The organism is Mesorhizobium sp. CA14, from assembly GCF_020165195.1.
Classification (GTDB): Bacteria; Pseudomonadota; Alphaproteobacteria; order Rhizobiales; family Rhizobiaceae; genus Mesorhizobium.
The window spans coordinates 1-17,082 of the sequence record NZ_JAIUHR010000022.1 but is presented as its reverse complement, the minus strand read 5'-3'; the positions used below and the strand labels follow the sequence as shown (position 1 = coordinate 17,082).

18 protein-coding genes are annotated in these 17,082 nt (G+C 64.1%); 7 read left to right on the top strand and 11 right to left on the bottom strand.

The window, feature by feature from the left end:
• Positions 1-359 precede the first annotated feature (359 nt).
• The 3 genes from LB565_RS20845 to LB565_RS20835 are packed head-to-tail and all read right to left on the bottom strand — an operon-like array spanning position 360 to position 4,219.
• A complete protein-coding gene (locus LB565_RS20845; RefSeq protein WP_224587275.1) occupies positions 360-1,328 on the bottom strand; it encodes a substrate-binding domain-containing protein in 969 nt (322 codons plus the stop codon).
• Between the two features lie 18 nt (positions 1,329-1,346).
• Entirely contained in the window at positions 1,347-2,642 is a 1,296-nt protein-coding gene (locus LB565_RS20840; protein ID WP_224587274.1) for an ABC transporter permease, read from the bottom strand.
• A complete protein-coding gene (locus tag LB565_RS20835; protein ID WP_224587272.1) occupies positions 2,639-4,219 on the bottom strand; it encodes a sugar ABC transporter ATP-binding protein in 1,581 nt (526 codons plus the stop codon). The genes LB565_RS20840 and LB565_RS20835 overlap by 4 nt, the downstream gene beginning before the upstream one ends.
• A gap of 219 nt (positions 4,220-4,438) precedes the next feature.
• On the opposite strand from LB565_RS20835, the gene LB565_RS20830 reads away from it, so the two are divergent.
• Positions 4,439-5,458: a LacI family DNA-binding transcriptional regulator gene (locus LB565_RS20830; RefSeq protein ID WP_224587270.1), complete on the top strand. Its 1,020-nt coding sequence runs from the start codon at positions 4,439-4,441 to the stop codon at positions 5,456-5,458.
• Here LB565_RS20830 and LB565_RS20825 read toward each other — a convergent pair.
• The 4 genes from LB565_RS20825 to LB565_RS20810 all read right to left on the bottom strand — a co-directional run bounded on the left by LB565_RS20825 (position 5,448) and on the right by LB565_RS20810 (position 9,474).
• Positions 5,448-6,248, bottom strand: a complete 801-nt coding sequence (locus LB565_RS20825; RefSeq protein ID WP_224587268.1) for an inositol monophosphatase family protein — start codon at positions 6,246-6,248, stop codon at positions 5,448-5,450. The genes LB565_RS20830 and LB565_RS20825 overlap by 11 nt on opposite strands.
• A gap of 131 nt (positions 6,249-6,379) precedes the next feature.
• Positions 6,380-7,378 (bottom strand): LLM class flavin-dependent oxidoreductase, encoded by a 999-nt coding sequence (locus LB565_RS20820; RefSeq protein ID WP_224587266.1) that lies wholly within the window; start codon positions 7,376-7,378, stop codon positions 6,380-6,382.
• A gap of 3 nt (positions 7,379-7,381) precedes the next feature.
• Positions 7,382-8,218 carry an arylamine N-acetyltransferase family protein gene (locus LB565_RS20815; RefSeq protein ID WP_224587264.1) on the bottom strand — a complete coding sequence of 279 codons (837 nt, stop codon included), beginning with the start codon at positions 8,216-8,218 and terminating at the stop codon, positions 7,382-7,384.
• A gap of 86 nt (positions 8,219-8,304) precedes the next feature.
• Positions 8,305-9,474 carry an AI-2E family transporter gene (locus tag LB565_RS20810; RefSeq protein WP_224587262.1) on the bottom strand — a complete coding sequence of 390 codons (1,170 nt, stop codon included), beginning with the start codon at positions 9,472-9,474 and terminating at the stop codon, positions 8,305-8,307.
• A gap of 261 nt (positions 9,475-9,735) precedes the next feature.
• Between LB565_RS20810 and LB565_RS20805 the strand changes: the two genes are divergently transcribed.
• Positions 9,736-10,299: a carboxymuconolactone decarboxylase family protein gene (locus tag LB565_RS20805; RefSeq protein WP_224587260.1), complete on the top strand. Its 564-nt coding sequence runs from the start codon at positions 9,736-9,738 to the stop codon at positions 10,297-10,299.
• Positions 10,300-10,461: 162 nt separating this feature from the next.
• Positions 10,462-11,274: a helix-turn-helix domain-containing protein gene (locus LB565_RS20800; protein ID WP_411970680.1), complete on the top strand. Its 813-nt coding sequence runs from the start codon at positions 10,462-10,464 to the stop codon at positions 11,272-11,274.
• Positions 11,275-11,301: 27 nt separating this feature from the next.
• Here LB565_RS20800 and LB565_RS20795 read toward each other — a convergent pair whose 3' ends face one another.
• Positions 11,302-12,363 (bottom strand): LLM class flavin-dependent oxidoreductase, encoded by a 1,062-nt coding sequence (locus LB565_RS20795; RefSeq protein ID WP_224587258.1) that lies wholly within the window; start codon positions 12,361-12,363, stop codon positions 11,302-11,304.
• A 232-nt stretch (positions 12,364-12,595) separates the two neighbouring features.
• Between LB565_RS20795 and LB565_RS20790 the strand changes: the two genes are divergently transcribed.
• Positions 12,596-13,024: a DUF6481 family protein gene (locus LB565_RS20790; RefSeq protein ID WP_224587257.1), complete on the top strand. Its 429-nt coding sequence runs from the start codon at positions 12,596-12,598 to the stop codon at positions 13,022-13,024.
• A gap of 70 nt (positions 13,025-13,094) precedes the next feature.
• Here the strand turns inward: LB565_RS20790 and sugE are convergent, their stop codons facing one another.
• Together sugE and LB565_RS29875 are read right to left on the bottom strand one after the other, a co-directional pair.
• A complete protein-coding gene (gene sugE / locus LB565_RS20785) occupies positions 13,095-13,409 on the bottom strand; it encodes a quaternary ammonium compound efflux SMR transporter SugE (RefSeq protein WP_224587255.1) in 315 nt (104 codons plus the stop codon).
• Positions 13,410-13,606: 197 nt separating this feature from the next.
• Positions 13,607-13,732, bottom strand: a complete 126-nt coding sequence (locus LB565_RS29875; protein WP_140752416.1) for a hypothetical protein — start codon at positions 13,730-13,732, stop codon at positions 13,607-13,609.
• Positions 13,733-13,943: 211 nt separating this feature from the next.
• Between LB565_RS29875 and LB565_RS20780 the strand changes: the two genes are divergently transcribed.
• Both LB565_RS20780 and LB565_RS20775 read left to right on the top strand, forming a co-directional pair.
• A complete protein-coding gene (locus tag LB565_RS20780) occupies positions 13,944-14,903 on the top strand; it encodes a cation diffusion facilitator family transporter (RefSeq protein ID WP_224587252.1) in 960 nt (319 codons plus the stop codon).
• A gap of 35 nt (positions 14,904-14,938) precedes the next feature.
• Positions 14,939-15,343: a GFA family protein gene (locus tag LB565_RS20775; RefSeq protein ID WP_224587250.1), complete on the top strand. Its 405-nt coding sequence runs from the start codon at positions 14,939-14,941 to the stop codon at positions 15,341-15,343.
• 129 nt (positions 15,344-15,472) lie between these two features.
• Here the strand turns inward: LB565_RS20775 and LB565_RS20770 are convergent, their stop codons facing one another.
• Positions 15,473-15,796 (bottom strand): hypothetical protein, encoded by a 324-nt coding sequence (locus LB565_RS20770; protein ID WP_224515182.1) that lies wholly within the window; start codon positions 15,794-15,796, stop codon positions 15,473-15,475.
• Positions 15,797-15,976: 180 nt separating this feature from the next.
• Between LB565_RS20770 and mbfA the strand changes: the two genes are divergently transcribed.
• Positions 15,977-16,960 carry an iron exporter MbfA gene (gene mbfA, locus LB565_RS20765; protein ID WP_224587248.1) on the top strand — a complete coding sequence of 328 codons (984 nt, stop codon included), beginning with the start codon at positions 15,977-15,979 and terminating at the stop codon, positions 16,958-16,960.
• The last annotated feature ends 122 nt before the right edge of the window (positions 16,961-17,082 follow it).

Sequence of the window (17,082 nt, the reverse complement as noted above, 5' to 3'; positions counted from 1 at the left end):
AGCTGTCCGTCGTCTTGGCGGCGACCGGGAAGAGACCTGCCGCGCTTTACGCCAGAGCCGATCCGAGATCGATCTATCTCACTGTTCCGGCTTGGTTTTTTTAAAGCGGTGCCGCTTAGGGCTCGCAGATCTGCCGACCGGCAAGGTCGGGACTTGCTGTTTCGGGCGTGACTTTCGGTCGCGAAAGAGCGGAAAATCAGCGTTGCGGCGACGCTTCGCGCATATGGCGCAAGCTGTGAGGAGCGCCTGGCGCTCGGGCAAGGCCCTGCCGGGCGCGTGGCCCGGCAGGGTTGGGGACTTAGAGCAATTCCAGGAAAAACCGCAGCGGTTTTCCGTTCGAATTTGCGTCAAAACAGAACCTAGAGCCCGTTGTCCTTGAGGACCTTGGCGGCGTTGTCCTTGGTGATCTTTTCCGTGGGCAGCGTGATGGTCTTCTCGACCTTCTCCCCTTTCAGGAACTTGATCGCCTGGCGCAGGCCCTCGGCGCCCGGTGTGACGTAGGTGAAGGTCGCCGTCAGCTCGCCTTTGTTCACCATCTGCACGCCTTCGTTGGGCAGGCCGTCGATGCCGATGAACTTGATGTCCTTCTCGCGCCCGACGTCCTTGGCAGCGAGATAGGCGCCATAGGCCATCGGATCGTTGTGGCCATAGACGAGGTCGATCTTCTCGTTGGTCTTCAGTGCGTTGGCCATGATGTTGTAGGCCTGGTCCTGCTTCCAGTCGCCCGACTGCTGGTCGAGCAGGTACTTGATGCCCGGCTCCTTGTCGGTGAATTCATGGAAGCCGTCATGGCGGTCATGCGCAGGCTGCGTGCCCATGCCACCCCAGATCTCGACGACGTTGCCGGCCGCCTTGCCCTTGCCACCCAGGAGCTCGACGGCATATTCGCCCGCGGCCCGGCCGATCAGCTTGTTGTCGCCGCCGACGAACTGCGTGTAATCCTTGGTGTCGACATTGCGGTCGAGCACGAAGACCGGGATCTTGGCGTCGATCGCCTGCTGCACGACGCCGGTGAGACCTGCCGATTCCTTCGGCGACACCAGCAGCGCGTCGACCTCTTGGCGGATCAGGTTCTCGACGTCGGCGACCTGCTTTTCGGTCTTGTCCTCGCCGTCGGTGATGATCAGCTCGACTTCTGGGTGCTTGGCGGCTTCGGCGATGATGTCCTTGTTGAACTGGGCGCGCCAGGGTTCGATGGTCGTCACCTGCGAAAAGCCGATCTTCCACTTCTTGTCCTGGGCAAAGGCGTGGTTGCTGGAAAAGAGAGCGGTCGTCGTCAGAAGTGCCGCCGCGAAGGTGGCGAGCTTCAGCATATCACGTCGTTTCATGGTCCTGTTTCCTCCGGATTATAGAGACGAGGTCTCCTGTGACGGCCGTTTTGCCGCGGCCGTTTCCTTTTGCGCCGTCCGTCCGCCGGGCAGGCGCAGATAGCTTAAGATGTCGCCGGCGTTGCGCTCCTGCACGAGCACGGTGCCGATGATGATCGCCCCCTTCAGCACCAACTGAAGGTTCGAGTTGATGTTGTGCAGCTGCAGGATGTTGGAGAGCAGCCCGAAGATGAGCACGCCGCAGAAGGTGCCGATGAGACTGCCGCGGCCGCCCATCAGGCTGGTGCCGCCGATGACCACGGCGGCGATGGCATCGAGCTCCAGCCCGGCGCCGGCATCCGGCTTGCCTTGCCGGTATTGCGCCACGTAAAGCACCGCCGCGATGCCGGCGAGCAGGCCGGACATAGCATAAGTGGCGATCTTGACCCGCCCGGCTGCGATGCCGGAGAGCCGCGCCGCCTCCTCATTGCCGCCGATGGCGTAGACATAGCGGCCGAAGGGGGTGAAGCGCAGCACCGCGCCGTAGATCACGACCGCGCCGAGGAAGAAGAGGCCGGGCATCGGCACGACACCGAACACCAGCGAGCGCAAGATCTCGAAGTCGGCGGTGGCGTTGGAGCCGGTATAGACCGGCAGCACCGCGTTGTTCTGGCCGGCCGTCAGCCTGGCGATGCCGAGCGCCGTCACCATCATCGCAAGTGTCACGATGAAGGGCTGCAGGCGGCCCGCGACGATGATGAAGCCGTTGATGGTGCCAAACAGGAGGCCGACGCAAGGCGCCACCAGAAGCACGCCGAGCACGCCGAACTTGGTCTCCACCTGCGGCAGCAGGTACCACAGCGAAAGGCAGCACAGCACCACGCCGACGATACCCGGGATGACAAGCCCGCGCGCCTTGTCCAGCCGCACCTCGCGGCCGGCTTGCGCGCCAGCGCGGGATTTCTCGATGTTGAGCAGGATGAAGCGCGTGGCCAGCGCGCCGAGGCAGAGAGCCGCCAGCGCGGTCGTCGGCACGCCGAGCGCCGCCGACGGGGTGGCGCCCGGCACGGTGAGAAGCATGGCGCAGACGACCGAGCAAATCGCCATCAGCGAGCCGACGGAAAGATCGATGCCGCCGGTCAGGATCACCGCGGTCATGCCGGTGGCGATGAGGCCGGTGGTCGACACCTGGCGCAGCACGTCGAGCAGGTTGCCGTAGGACAAGAAGATGTTGTTGCCCTTGGAGCTGATCGGCGAGCCGAAGACGCCGATCAGGAAGATGGCGATCAGCCCCCAGTAGAGCTTGGTGCGAGAGAGAAGGCTGATGAGGTTCATGCGGCTGTTCTCGCTGCCCGTCTTGGTGCGGCAAGCCGCATGATCGCCTCCTCGCTGGCCTCGGCGCGGGACAGGATTCCGCGCTGACGGCCCTCCGCCATAACCAGGACGCGGTCGGCCAGATGCAGGAGCTCGGGCAGTTCGGAGCTGATCACGGCGATCGCCAGCCCGTCGCCGGCGAGCTTGAAGATGAGGTCGTAGATTTCGCGCTTGGCGCCGACATCGATGCCGCGCGTCGGCTCGTCGAGCAAAAGCACGCGCGGCCGCGTCGCCAGCCATTTGCCGATCACCACCTTCTGCTGGTTGCCGCCGGACAGCGTGCCGGCGGCCTGCTCGATGCTTCCGCAGCGTATGCCGAGCGCGCTCACCGCCTCGCGCGCCAGGCCCTGCTCGCCCGAACGCGAGCGCAGGCCGAAGCGCGCTAGCGCGCCAACCAGCGGCAGCGCGACATTGTCGGTGATCGAGGCCTTGAGATGCAGGCCCTGCGTCTTGCGGTCCTCGGTGACCAAGGCGATGCCGAGCCGGCGGGCCTCGCGCGGCGAGCCGATCTCGACCGGCAGGCCGTCCAGCCGGATCTCGCCGCCGATGCGGCCGTCGCTGGAGCCGAAGATCGCCTCCAGGATTTCGGTGCGGCCGGAACCCAGCAGCCCGCCTATGCCGAGGATCTCGCCGGCGCAAAGATCGAAGCCGACGCCGTCGATCACCGTGCGCCAGCCATGCCGGTCGGGTTTCGACAGCGACAGGTCCCTGACGGAGAGCACCACCTTGCCGCCGGGGCCGCGCTCATGATCGGAGGACGCCAAAAGGTCGCGCCCGACCATGGCCGAGATGATGGCGTCTTCGCCCAGTCCCGCCATGTCCTCAGTGAAGACATGGCGCCCGTCGCGCAGCACCGTCACCCGGCTCGCCAGGTGCATGACCTCGTCGATGCGATGCGAGATGTAGACAATGGCGACGCCGCTTGCCGCTAGCTGGCGGATGATGCGGAACAGTCGCTCGCACTCGGCCGCCGACAGCGCCGAGGTCGGCTCGTCCATGATCAGGATGCGCGCCGACTTCGACAGCGCCTTGGCGATCTCCACCAGCTGCTGCTCGCCGACCCTCAGCGCGCCGATGCGCGCTTCCGGATCGAGCTCGATGCCGAGACGCTGCAGCAGCGCGCTGGCCGCACGGCTGCTCGCCTTGCGGTCGACGACCAGCCCGGCGATCAGCTTTTCGCGGCCGAGGAAGATGTTGTCGGCGACGCTGAGCTCGGGAACGAGGTTGAGCTCCTGGTGGATGATGGCGATGCCCGCGTCCTCGGCGTCGCGGACACCAGCGAAACGGGCCGCCTGGCCGTCGACGGCAACAGTGCCTTCGTAATCCGTATAGACGCCGGAGAGGATCTTCATCAGCGTCGACTTGCCGGCGCCGTTCTCGCCCATCAGCGCCTGCACCTCGCCGCTCCTGAGGTCCAGGCTCACATCGGACAGCGCGGTGATGCCGCCAAACCGCTTGGAAATGCCGGTCGCGCTCAGGACGACGACGGGACCGTCGGCGGCCACATTGCCAGTCGTGATGGAATCAGCGCGCTGCATGGCAAAGGACGGCCTCCCTCCGTCGTCTTCGATTGCCCGAACGCTAATCTAAACGTTTCGAATCTGTCAAGCGCCTATCTAGGTCACTGAGGATTAACGCATTTCAATTCTTGCGAAAAATGCCGGCTTTACGTAGGGTTGGTCGAATAGGGGCGGCTAAACGTTTCGAAAATGACGGTGTCAGGGCGGAAAAACCAGCGGAAATCCACGGCGCCGACCATGCTGCACGTAGCCGAGGCGGCGCGTGTGTCGGTGGCCACCGTATCGGCATTGCTCAACGGCACCGCCACCGTCAGCCCCGAGCTTACGCAACGCATCGAGCAGGCGATCCGCGACATCGGCTACAAGCGCAATGCCATTGCCCGCAGCCTGAAGATGGGCACCACGCGCACCATCGGCCTCACCGTGCCGCACATCACCAACCCGTTCTTCACCGATGTCGTCTCGGTCATCCAGCAGGCCTTCGACCGCGCCGGCTATGCCGTCATGCTGTGCTGCACCGACGAGGATCTGAACACCCAGGACGAGCAGATCCGCCTGCTGCTCGACCGCATGGTCGACGGGCTGATCGTGGCGCGTGTCGGCGACGGCGGCATCCTGAAGGGCATCGTCGAGGACGCCAATGTGCCGGTGGTGCTGCTCGATCGTCTCTGCGAAGGCGTCGATACCGACGCGGTGGTGCTGGACAATCGGCGCGCCGTGTTCGACGCCGTCACCTATCTGATCCATCTTGGCCATCGCCGCATCGGCTACATCACCGGCACATCCGACATATCCCCAATGCATGACCGCATGATCGGCTATCGCGAGGCGCTGCAGGCAGCCGGCCTGCCGGTGGCGGAGGAGCTCGTGCGCTCCGGCAATTTCCACGAGGTCGACGGCTACAACGCAACCATGCAGCTCTTATCGCTGCACGACCGGCCGAGCGCGATCTTCTCTGCCAACAATCCGATGGTGATCGGCACCATGAAGGCGATCCGCGACATAGGTCTCAGCTGCCCCGAGGACATTTCGGTCGCCTGTTTCGACGATTTTCCCTGGTCGGACGTGTTCGTGCCGCAGCTGACCACCGTGGCGCAGCCGGTGCAGGCAATCGGCGAGCAGGCGGCGAACCTTCTGCTCGACCGGCTGGCCGGCAACCGCGACGCGCCGCCGCGCAGGCTCGTGCTGAAGGGCCGGCTGATGATCCGCAATTCCTGCCGGCCGCTCGGCGCGATCGCGCAGAGCGTCAGCGCGTAAATCCGAAGGCGGTCTCGCACAGCAGCTGCAACCTGGGGAAGATGTGCCTGCCGCCGGTGACCACCCGTGTGCCTCGGCCGAGCACCGTCTTCGGATCGGCTTTCAGCACCGTGCCGCCGGCCTCTTCGACCAGCAGCATGCCTGCGAGGCAGTCCCAGGCATTCATGTGCTCCTCGATATAGCCGAGCAGCCGGCCGGACGCTGCATAGGCAAGCATCAGCGCGCCCGAGGCGTTACGGAAGAAGACGCCGCCTTCGCCCATGATCAGGCCGATAAGCACGACGACATTCGTGGTCGAGGCGCGATTGGAAAGCCCGGTGCCGACGGCGCCCTCGGAAAGCGACGTCGCATTGCTGGCCTTGATCGGCTTGCCGTTGACGAAGGCGCCGCCGCCCAGGCGGGCGTAGAACGTTTCGTCGGTCGAGGGTTCGTGGGTGACGCCGACGATCGTCTCGCCATCCCTGGCGCAGGCGATCACCACGCACCAGGCGGGAATGCCGCGCACGAAATTGGCGGTGCCGTCGATCGGGTCGATCACCCAGACATGACCGGTTGTTCCGGCCACCGCCGCATGCTCTTCGCCGACGATTCCGTCTTGCGCATAGGCCTCGGCGATCGCGGCGCGGATGAACAGCTCGACCTCGCGGTCGGCCTCGGAAACCAGGTCCTGGTGGCCCTTGCTCTCGACGGCCAGGTTGTCGAGGTCGCGAAAATATTTCAGCCCCAGCTCGCCGGCGCGCCGCGCCAGATCGATGGCAAAATGCATGCGGTCGTCGAGATCTTGGGTCATGAGCAGGCTCACGCTTGGGCAGGGAGCCTGCCCTTAGAGCAATTCCAGGAAAAGTGTGAGCGGTTTTCCGTTTGGAATTGCGTCGAAAACAAAGAGGCTGACCAACAAGTCAGGCAAAAACCATTGCGCCGTCAGGCCGCTTTCGACATCGACTTGTGCACGTCGGCGAGAATCTCGAAGGAGCGCACGCGTGCCGCGTGGTCGAAGCACTGCGCCGTCACCATCAATTCGTCGGCGCCGGTCCGGCTTATGAAGGCGTCGATGCCCTGGCGCACCGTTTCCGGCGAACCGACGACGGCGCAGGACAGCGCCTGGGCAAGCATGGTTTTCGCCATAGGATCGAGATCGCGGTCGTAATTCTCGACCGGCGGCGGCAGCTGTCCCGGCCGGCCGCTGCGCAGATTGATGAAGGCTTGCTGCAGCGAGCTGAACAGAAGCTTCGCCTCGGCGTCCGTCGGTGCGGCAAAGACATTGAGGCCGAGCATCACATAGGGCTTGTCGAGTTGCGCCGACGGCTGGAAGCGCGTGCGATAAACCTCCAGCGCATGGTCGAGCTCGGCCGGCGCGAAATGCGAGGCGAACGCGTAAGGCAGGCCGAGAAGCGCCGCGAGCTGCGCGCCATAGAGGCTGGAGCCGAGAATCCAGACTGGTACGGTCTGGCCTTCGCCGGGCACGGCGCGGATGCGCTGGCCTTCCTCGGCCGGCTGGAAATAGCCCATCAGCTCGACGACGTCCTGCGGGAAATTGTCGGCGCTTTCGAGATTCCGCCGCAGCGCCCGCGCGGTCAGCATGTCGGTGCCCGGCGCGCGACCGAGACCGAGGTCGATGCGGCCGGGAAAAAGCGCCGCCAGCGTGCCGAACTGCTCGGCGATCACCAGCGGCGCATGGTTGGGCAGCATGATCCCGCCGGCGCCGACGCGGATCGATTTGGTGCCGCCGGCGACATGCGCGATCACGACGGAGGTCGCCGCGCTCGCGATGCCTGGCATGTTGTGATGCTCGGCCAGCCAGTAGCGCCGGTAGCCCAGACGCTCGGCATGACGGGCGAGGTCAAGCGAATTGGCAAGCGACTGCGAGGCGGTGCTGCCTTGCGTGATCGGCGACAGGTCGAGAACCGAAAGCTCAGTCATTGGTCAGGTCTCCACGATGCGTTTTTCCCGCAGCCTCGCCTCGAAGGCGGCGCGGTCGGGGATGACGATGGCGAGCTGGTTCTCCAGCACGTCGGCGAGCTCAGTGGCCGTCGCGATCTCGCGCTGCTCGTCGCGGCCGCCGGCATGGTGCGTCGACAGCCGGTTGTTGCGCAGCGCATAGCGCCGTTCGGGCAAAGCGAGCGCGGCGACCAGCGTCGACAGGAAATGAGAGCTTGGATGCGTCGACAGGAAATGGCTGGCGACCCGATAGTCGACCTCATGGGCCTGGCTCATATCGAAGCGATAGAGCGTGCGCCAATTATCGGCGATGTTGGCACCGCCGATATCGGCCTGCAGGCGGAATTGTCCGCCGGTCTCGACGAGGCGGAAGGTTTCATGCGGCGTCTGCTGCTCCAGCCCAGGTTGCAAAAGCAGCGGCGCCGTCAGCGTCAGGCCGCCGAAGCCGACATCGGCAATGTAAGTGCGGCCGCCAAGCTCGATGCGCAGCAGCATATGGCTGCGCGCGGTAACGGCGTCGTCCCGCTGGCCCCAGAGCACGCGGGCGGCAAGTCCGCCGACGGCGAAGCCCAGCGCGTCAAGCACGTGCATGAAGATGAGATTGTGCTCGAAGCAATAGCCGCCACGGCCCTGGCGAAAGATCTTGTCCTGCAACGAAGCGATGTCGAGGCTGACGGAAACGCCCATCAAGGCGTCGATGTTCTCGAACGGGATCGCCTGCGGGTGCGCGGCATGCAGCGCCTGCAGCGTGGCCAGCGAAGCGTCGGCCGGTCCGCCATAACCGATGCGGGCGAAATAGCCATCGAGATCGAAGTCGCTCATTCAGAGGCAGGTCCGGCTTGACCGGTCCGATATAGGCACTGGTCACCGGTGTCGCAAACAATGGCGAGATTTGAGATCGGGCAGCCTCAGGCCGCTTGATTGTGGTTGTTCCCGGCCGGCTCGTCATCGACGACAGCCGTGTGCTGCGCCGCCAGGAAATTGCCGACCGGGCTCAGGCTTTCGAAATGGTCGCAAAAGACCTTGATGACGACCAGCAGCGGCACCGCCATCAGCGCGCCGACGAAGCCCCACAGCCAGGACCAGAAGGCGATGGCGATGAAGATCGCCACCGCATTGATCTCGAGGCGCCGCCCCACCACCATCGGCGTCACGAACTGGCCTTCGACGATGTCGCACAACACCACGAAGGCCGGCGACAGGAGCGCATAGGCGATCGTATCGAAGCTGATCAGCGCGATGATGGCGACGATCAGGACGGTCATCAGCGCGCCGACATAGGGCAGGAAATTGAGCAATGCCGCCATCGCCCCCCAGACCAGCGGATTGGGCATGCCGAGCGCCCAGAGACCCAGCCCGATCACCGTGCCGAGGCCCATGTTGATCATGGAAACCGTGAGCAGATAGTGCGAAATCTCGCGCTCGACGTCATAGACGACGCGCAGCGCCCGCTTCTTTTGCGTCATACTGGTGAAGGACTGGACGATCTTCTCGTAGAACAGCGTGCCGGAGGCAAGCAGGAACAGCGACAGCACGAAGACGATGGTGATCGAGGTGCCGGCTTCCAGGATGTTGCTCGCCGCCGTCGACAGGACGCCGGAAGGCGCCACCGCGACCCGCTGCACGCCCGGCTCCTGCGAAGTCTCGGTCAGCGCTTCCAGCTGATGCGCGAGATCCATCACCCGTTCGAGCGGCCGCTTGAACGGCGCCAGCCGCTCGGTGAGCTGCTGGCCGATCGAATAGGAGTTGTTGATGAGGTCGATGACCGGACCGCTGAGCAGATAGCCGGCGGTGGCGAAAATGAAGATCGACAGCAGCACCAGCAGCGTCGCCGAAACCACTTCCGGAATGCCGCGCTTGCGCAGGAAGCGCACGATCGGCGTCAGCGTCAACGCCAGCAGGAAGGCAAGTATCACCGGCATGAAGAAGGCGCGGGCGAAATAGAGCGCTGCGATCGTCAGCAGAATGAAAATCCCGATCACCAGCGACCGCGTCAGGCGCATGTCCGCCCGAGCGTTGGCACGCGGATCAGGGCTTTCGGCAACGCTCGCGCCCGAAGCGATCGGTTCGGCTTTCATCGGTTCCCCTTGCAAGCCCGTCACCCAAACAATGAAATGCATGGCAGGCTTCTGCGCGAAACGCGGGAGTTCCGGGCAAGGTTCCATGAGCCGGCTCTCCCGGCACCGCACATGCGGTCGCGCTATTACATGACGTGTAATTGAGCCGCTGCGACGGCCGGGCCTAATACGGGCAGGCTTTCTGCGACGACAGAGCAGAGGGCTGGCGCGGCGACGACTTCGTCCGCGCGATCACATCCGATTTTGCAAGAGGACGTTACAATGCAAAGATTCGACCTTCCGACGATCGGCTCGGCACCCGAAAAATCCAGGCCTGCGCTCAAGGCGCTGGAAGAGAAGTTCGGCTTTCTTCCGAACGTCATGGCGACGATGGCCAACAGTCCGGTGCTTCTCAACGGATTCGTCGCCGCTTTCGGCAGTTTTCACAGCGGCAGCTTCGATGAAATCGAAAAGCAGGTCCTGCTGCTTACCAATGCGGTGACGATCAAGTGCCCCTGGACCGTTGCCGCGCATTCGACATTCGCCATCGAAGACGGCATCGATGAGGGCGAAGTCCAAGCGATCCGGAAGGGCGGGCTGCCAGCCAACCCGAAATACGCGGCGCTCTCGGCATTGACGAAGGCGTTGATCGAAAAAAAGGGAAACGTCACCGATGCCGACATCGATGCGTTCACCGCGGCGGGTTACTCGAAGGCCCAGGTTCTGGAGGTGGTGACCGGCGTCGGCGTTTCGACAATGGCGGCAACCACGACCAACATGGCCGGCACGCCGATCGAGGAGCGCTTCCGGGCGCAGGCATGGTCTCCGCTCGCGGTGGCAGCCTGACCGGCGTAAAAACCGAGACCTGGAGCGCTATGAACTTCAGGGTGATTGGCGGCGCATGGATCGGCACGATCGCTGCGCCGCCAAAGCTTGAGCCGGATTGAAGGGTATCGTAGCGGCGCGCGAGGATTGCAGACCATGAACCCGTCGAATCTCAGGACAGGCATGAGGCCCGATCTGGGTGTGCTCCTGCGCCACTGGCGCGATTTGCGCGGCGCGAGCCAGCTCGATCTGTCGCTTGATACCGGCATCTCCCAACGACAGATCAGCTTCATCGAAAGCGGACGCAGCGTGCCCAACCGCGAAACCCTGATGGCCATCGCCCGCGGGCTCGATGTGCCTTTGCGCGAGCGCAACACATTGCTGCTCGCCGCGGGCTATGCGCCGATGTTTTCCGAAAGCGCGTGGGATTCGGTGGAAATGAAAAGCGTGACCGACGCCCTGACGCGCATCCTGCGGCAGCATGAGCCCTTTCCGGCAATCGTGATGGATCGCTACTGGAACGTGCTCATGGCCAATGAATCCGCGCCGCGCTTCTTCGGCTGCTTCATCGACATGTCCGCCCGCCAGGGACCGCGCAACATGTTGCATCTGATGTTCGATCCGCAAGGCATGCGTCCGTTCATTGCCAATTGGCCCGATGTCGCCAGAAGCTTGTTCGAGCGTGTCTATCGCGAATCCATCGGCCGCGTTCTCGACGAGAAGACGAAGACCCTGCTGGCGGAATTGCTCGCCTATCCGGATGTTGAAAACGAATGGAAAAACCCGGTGGCACTGGGCTTCACGCCAGTCATTCCGCTGGGGTTCGTCAGGGAAGGCAGGGTCCTCAACTACTTTTCGATGGTCACCACGGTCGGGACGCCGCAAACCGTCGCCGCCCAGGAACTGCGTGTCGAGTGCATGTTCCCGGCTGACGAGGCAACCGAGACGCTTCATGCTGAAATGATGGCCGTCGGCGCCGGCCATCCAGAGGCCTAGCATCCGGAGACCGGCTTCGACTGCCGCTCAGTCGACCGGCGCCACGATGGCGGGCGCGGCCTTGGCCGTCTCCCTGCGCACGATCGGCGCCACCTTGGTGCCGTAGAGCTCGATCGCCTTCATGATCCTGGCGTGCGGCATGGTGCCGATCGCCATTTGCAGCAGGAAGCGGTCATTGCCGAAGATCTTGTGCTGGGCGACGATCTTTTCCGCCACCGCCTCAGGATTGCCGACGAAGAGCGCGCCGTTCGGGCCCCGCGCCTGATCGAAATGCGCGCGCGAGGTCGGACCCCAGCCGCGCTCGCGGCCGATGCGGTTCATCACCTCGGCCTGCGGTCCGTAGAAATCGTCGGCCGCCTGTTCGGTCGTCTCGGCGATGAAGCCGTGCACGTTGATGCTGGTGGCAAGCGTTGCCGGATCGGTGCCGGCGCGCCACGCCGCCTCGCGGTAGATCTCGAACAGCGGCGCGAAGCGGGCCGGCTCGCCGCCGATGATGGCAAGCGCCAGAGGCAGGCCGAGCACGCCGGCGCGGGCGGCGGATTGCGGCGTGCCGCCGATGGCGATCCAGATCGGCAGCTTTTCCTGCAATGGACGCGGATAGACGCCGCGGCCGTTGATCGGCGCGCGCAGCTTGCCCTGCCATGTCACCTTCACCTGGTCGCGGATGGCCAAAAGCAGGTCGAGCTTTTCGGCGAAGAGCTCGTCATAGTCCTCGAGGTTGTAGCCGAACAGCGGGAAGGATTCGATGAAGGAACCGCGCCCCGCCATGATCTCGGCGCGGCCGTTGGACAGAAGGTCGAGCGTCGCGAATTGCTGGAAGACGCGCACCGGATCGTCGGAGGAAAGCACGGTGACCGCGCTGGTGAGCCTGATGCGCTTCGTGCGCTCGGCCGCCGCAGCCAGCGCCACCACAGGCGCCGAGGCCGCGTAATCGGGGCGGTGATGCTCGCCGAGGCCGAACACGTCGAGGCCGACCTGGTCGGCCAGCTCGATTTCCTCCATGAGGTTGCGCAGCCGCTCATGCGGGCCGATCGCGCCGGGGCCCGGCTCCGGGCTGACATCGGCGAAAGTGTAGAGACCGAGTTCCATCTGGTTGCGTCCTAACGGCTTGCATGTGGATGTTGCTTGTCGGCGCTAGACGTAACGATCTGCCTTGCCGACCGCCAGAGGTGCGATCTGTGAACAGTGCATCATGCATCGCCGAGTCGTATCCCTGCGGCAACAAGCCCGGATTTTTCATGGCTGGCATACCGAATTGACGCTTGAACTCGCCGCTTTCGCGCGTATGTAAGCGTCGCGAATAGACTGCAGGGAAGTACACTTGGCTATCTACAGGGAAAAAGACATTTTCGAGCGGCGCAACGCCGCGAACGAGGCAAAGAAGGCGCTGCTCGAGCGCTTCAAGGCAAAGCCGGCGGCGGATGATCCGGCCGTTCTGGCCCGCCAGGCCGAACGCAAGGCTATCCTCGAGGCCCGCGCCATCCGCGAGGCCGAAAAGGCGAGACTGAAGCAGGAAAAGCTGGCGCGTGAAGCGGCCGAGAAGGCCGAGCGCGAGGCGATTGCCGAAGCGGCGCGTCTTGCGGCGGAAGCAGCGGCGGCCGAAGAGGCCAGGCGCCGCGAGGCCGAGGAGGCCGAGCGGATCGCGCTCCAGCTTGCCGAAGAGGCCGAGCGCAAGGCCAAGCGTGACGCACGTTACGCCGCCCGCAAGGCGCGCGTCGGCAGGACGCCTCCGGGCTTCTCCGCCCGCTAAGTTCGGGTTTGCTGAAAAATGGGTCAGGGTCGCCGAAAGCGGCCCTGAACGCGTTTGTGCCCGAAAACGCTCAGGCTACCAGTTTGAGGCCGACGATGCCGCAAACGATCAAGCCGATACAGGCGAGCCGGACAGCGGTCGCGGGCTCGCCGAGCAGCCAGATGCCGAGCAGCGCCGTGCCGACGGTGCCGATGCCGGTCCACACCGCATAGGCCGTTCCGACAGGCAGCGTCTTCAGCGCCAGGCCGAGCAGGCCGAGGCTGACGATCATCGAGCCGATGGTAAGAAGGGTCGGCAGCGGTTTGGAGAAGCCGTCGGTATATTTGAGGCCGATCGCCCAGCCGATCTCGAAAAGGCCGGCGAAGAAAAGAAAGATCCAGGACATCTAAACACTCCGTCATCCAGCATCGGTTGGGATGCTTGGTGTGGCGGGTCGTCCCGGCCGGTTTTTCGGGCAAAGCGAGGTCGTCCTCGCCCCTTGGATATAGGATGCCCTTGTTTTTACGATCAACAAAACACCGGCAGCATGGTCATGCTGCCGGTTGAAGCCTGGATCGAGCCGGGCCGACCGAATCCGGCCGCCTACTTTTCCTTGATGCGCAGCGCCTTGACCGGCGGCGCCTTAGGAGCTGGGGCCGCGGCGGGCTTCTTGGCGTCCTTCTTCGGCTTGCGGGGTTCCTTGCCCGCCTTCATCGCACCTTTTGCCATGATTCGCTCCTCCGGTTTGTGGGCGGTCCAAGTGAAACAAGAGAAATGCCGGACTGCAAGAGGCTGTGCCGCTTTGCGAAGCCGGCCGATCGGCTGTCAACCGATTTTCCGGCTCGACACCGGTTCGAAACCTCGCATGGGCTGGCGCATTGTCTGTAGAGCTTCGGCGGGCGGCCCGCTAAGCTCGGGCGCGGGGCAGGTCGGAGATCGGATGGCAGGACATAGCGGATCGAGACGGGTGATCTACGCTGCGCTTGCCGGCAATCTGGCAATCGCGCTCACCAAATTCGCGGCGGCAGCCATCACCGGTTCGTCCGCCATGCTATCGGAAGGCGTGCATTCGCTGGTCGACACCGGCAACGGCACGCTGCTCCTCTACGGCATGCATCGCGCCGCGCGGCCGCCCGACCGCACGCATCCGCTCGGCCACGGGCGCGAGCTCTATTTCTGGAGCCTCATCGTCGCGCTTCTGGTGTTCGCGCTCGGCGCCGGCGCGTCTTTCTACGAGGGCGTTATCCACATCATAGCGCCCGAACCGGTCGTCAATGCCAAGGTCAACTATACCGTGCTCGGCCTCTCCTTCCTCTTCGAGGGCAGCTCATGGCTGGTCGCGTTGAAGGAGTTTCGGCAGCAGAAGGGCAGGCAAGGCTGGATCCAGGCGGTGCGCCGCAGCAAGGATCCCAGCGTCTATACGGTGCTGTTCGAGGACAGCGCCGCGCTGCTCGGCCTCACCGTCGCCTTCGCCGGCATCCTGTCCGCCGAACTCCTGGGAATCCCCGAGCTCGACGGCGCCGGCTCGATCGGCATTGCAATCATTCTCGGAGCGACGGCGGTCTTCCTGGCGCGCGAAAGCAAGGGACTGCTCTTGGGCGAGCCCGCCTCGCCGGAAGTGCAGCGCCAGGTCCTGGAGATCGCCCAGGCGGATCCGGCGGTGCAGCGGGCGAACGGCATAGTGAGCGTCCATATCGGGCCCGAGGAGATCGTCGCGGGCTTGAGCATCGAATTCGAGGATCATCTCACCGCGCCCGAGATCGAAGCATGCGTCGAGCGCCTGGAAACAAGGCTCCAGCAGGAAATGCCGCAAATCTCCAGGCTCTTCGTCAAGCCGCAGGCCACCGGCACATGGGAGCGGCGGCGCAAGGCCATGGCCGAGGCTGCGGACGAGAGTTAGGTTGAGCACAGCGAAATTTGTGAGGAGGACGGCCGATGAAGATCGACGGCGGATGCCATTGCGGCGCGATCACCTATGAGGCGGAGGTCGATCCTGAGAAGACCTCGATCTGCCACTGCACGGACTGCCAGCAGCTGACCGGCACGGCCTTTCGCGTGACCGTTCCGGCGCCGGAAAGCGACTACAGGATCACGAAGGGCACGCCGAAAGTGTATATCAAGACCGGATCCAGCGGCGCCAAGCGCGCGCAGGCGTTTTGCGGCGAATGCGGATCGCATCTTTATGCGACGTCGGTAGGCGATGGACCGAAAACCTATGGCATCAGGGTGGGCACGGCGCGCCAGCACGACCAACTGGTGCCGAGAAGACAGGTCTGGCACCGCTCGGCGTTGCACTGGCTGCCGGAAATCGAAGGCATCACGACGATCGAGGAGCAGTAGCGGCTATACAATTCGGGCGGAGCGTCCCGGACCTCAGGAATTAGCAGAAGCCCGCCGTCGCCTTCGCCCGCCTTGCACGACTCAACATCTTGCAAGGATCGACATCCTGACGAAGCGAAGGACCGCCCTTCACCCCAAGAGCGTCTTCGTCCTTTTGCTGCCGCCCAGCTTGCGCCAATTGTTGAAGCGGTGGGTGGCGGCGGCGAAGGAGATCTTCATCTGCTGGGCGACGGTGTAGCGCGACTTGCCCTCGTCGAACATGCGATAGCAGCACTCGACGCCTTCCTCGGTGAGCTTGCCATCAGGCGTCTTGTTGTGCGGATTGGCGGGATCGAATTTCTCGATCTGCTGCTCGACCAAATCCTTGAGGCGCTGCAGGTCGGCCTCGATGCTGGCGATGAGGTCGAGAACGGGCTTCGCATCGAATGCGTGCGGAGGCTTCTTGTCCGTCATTCGGCTGGTCTCCTTCAATTTCGGCCGTTGCCGTCCATATAGGCAAACATTCGGCAATAATGAAGAGCGGCCCGAACGCGCTGGGATCAATCATTTGCGAGCGCGTCGGCGGCTCCGGCGATTGACGGCAAGCGGCCAAGATCCTAGTTTAGAACAATTCTAAACTAGAGTGATCCCATCATGCTTTCCCGTGTTTTCGGCTTCGGCCGCCGTTCCTTCGATTCGCTGTCGGAGCAGGAGATCCTGGCGCTGGCGATCTCTTCCGAGGAGGATGACGGGCGCATCTACCGCGCCTATGCCGACGGCCTGGCGCAGGAATTTCCGCAATCGGCAAAAGTGTTCGAGGCGATGGCCGAGGAGGAGGATGGCCATCGCGATTCCCTCATCGAGCTTTACCGCAAGCGCTTCGGCGAGCGCATCCCGCTGATCCGGCGCGAGCATGTGAAAGGCTATTTCGAGCGCAAGCCGGACTGGCTGGTGAAGCCGCTCGGCATCGAGCATGTGCGGCGGCAGGCCGAGGAAATGGAGCGGCAGGCCTATCGCTTTTATGTCGAGGCGGCCAAGCGCACCACCGACGCCTCGACGCGAAAGCTGCTCGACGATCTCGCCGTGGCCGAGCAGGGCCATGAAAGCTCGGCGCATGAACTGGAACAGGAGCATGTGCCGGGCACGGTCAAGATGGAGGAGGCGACGGCCGAACAGCGCCAGTTCATCCTCACCTATGTGCAGCCCGGACTGGCCGGACTGATGGACGGATCGGTGTCGACGCTGGCGCCGATCTTCGCCGCTGCCTTTGCCACGCATGCGACATTCCAGACTTTCCTCGTCGGCCTCGCCGCCTCGATCGGCGCCGGCATTTCGATGGGCTTCACCGAAGTCGCCTCCGACGACGGCAAGCTGTCGGGGCGCGGTTCACCGATCAAGCGCGGCCTCACCGTCGGCATCATGACCACGCTGGGCGGGCTCGGCCACGCGCTGCCCTATCTCATTCCCCATTTCTGGACGGCGACGATCGTCGCCGCGGTCGTAGTGTTCTTCGAGCTCTGGGCGATCGCCTTCATCCAGAACCGCTACATGCAGACGCCCTTTTGGCGCGCCGCCTTCCAGGTGGTGCTGGGCGGCGCGCTGGTGTTCGGAGCGGGCGTGCTGATCGGGAACGCGTAGCGCCGGCGCTCCCCTTCTCCCCCTTGTGGGAGAAGGTGGATCGGCGCGTAGCGCCGAGACGGATGAGCAACTGTGTTTTTCAGGTGTGTTGAGGGTTCCATTCCTGATTGTTGCGCAGCATG

What these genes read in the sequence shown, in the direction of transcription:
- LB565_RS20845 (WP_224587275.1), bottom strand. Translation starts at nt 1,328, where the DNA reads ATGAAACGACGTGATATGCTGAAGCTCGCCACCTTCGCGGCGGCACTT.
- LB565_RS20840 (WP_224587274.1), bottom strand. Translation starts at nt 2,642, where the DNA reads ATGAACCTCATCAGCCTTCTCTCTCGCACCAAGCTCTACTGGGGGCTG.
- LB565_RS20835 (WP_224587272.1), bottom strand. Translation starts at nt 4,219, where the DNA reads ATGCAGCGCGCTGATTCCATCACGACTGGCAATGTGGCCGCCGACGGT.
- LB565_RS20830 (WP_224587270.1), top strand. Translation starts at nt 4,439, where the DNA reads ATGCTGCACGTAGCCGAGGCGGCGCGTGTGTCGGTGGCCACCGTATCG.
- LB565_RS20825 (WP_224587268.1), bottom strand. Translation starts at nt 6,248, where the DNA reads ATGACCCAAGATCTCGACGACCGCATGCATTTTGCCATCGATCTGGCG.
- LB565_RS20820 (WP_224587266.1), bottom strand. Translation starts at nt 7,378, where the DNA reads ATGACTGAGCTTTCGGTTCTCGACCTGTCGCCGATCACGCAAGGCAGC.
- LB565_RS20815 (WP_224587264.1), bottom strand. Translation starts at nt 8,218, where the DNA reads ATGAGCGACTTCGATCTCGATGGCTATTTCGCCCGCATCGGTTATGGC.
- LB565_RS20810 (WP_224587262.1), bottom strand. Translation starts at nt 9,474, where the DNA reads ATGAAAGCCGAACCGATCGCTTCGGGCGCGAGCGTTGCCGAAAGCCCT.
- LB565_RS20805 (WP_224587260.1), top strand. Translation starts at nt 9,736, where the DNA reads ATGCAAAGATTCGACCTTCCGACGATCGGCTCGGCACCCGAAAAATCC.
- LB565_RS20800 (WP_411970680.1), top strand. Translation starts at nt 10,462, where the DNA reads ATGAGGCCCGATCTGGGTGTGCTCCTGCGCCACTGGCGCGATTTGCGC.
- LB565_RS20795 (WP_224587258.1), bottom strand. Translation starts at nt 12,363, where the DNA reads ATGGAACTCGGTCTCTACACTTTCGCCGATGTCAGCCCGGAGCCGGGC.
- sugE (WP_224587255.1), bottom strand. Translation starts at nt 13,409, where the DNA reads ATGTCCTGGATCTTTCTTTTCTTCGCCGGCCTTTTCGAGATCGGCTGG.
- LB565_RS29875 (WP_140752416.1), bottom strand. Translation starts at nt 13,732, where the DNA reads ATGGCAAAAGGTGCGATGAAGGCGGGCAAGGAACCCCGCAAGCCGAAG.
- LB565_RS20780 (WP_224587252.1), top strand. Translation starts at nt 13,944, where the DNA reads ATGGCAGGACATAGCGGATCGAGACGGGTGATCTACGCTGCGCTTGCC.
- LB565_RS20775 (WP_224587250.1), top strand. Translation starts at nt 14,939, where the DNA reads ATGAAGATCGACGGCGGATGCCATTGCGGCGCGATCACCTATGAGGCG.
- LB565_RS20770 (WP_224515182.1), bottom strand. Translation starts at nt 15,796, where the DNA reads ATGACGGACAAGAAGCCTCCGCACGCATTCGATGCGAAGCCCGTTCTC.
- mbfA (WP_224587248.1), top strand. Translation starts at nt 15,977, where the DNA reads ATGCTTTCCCGTGTTTTCGGCTTCGGCCGCCGTTCCTTCGATTCGCTG.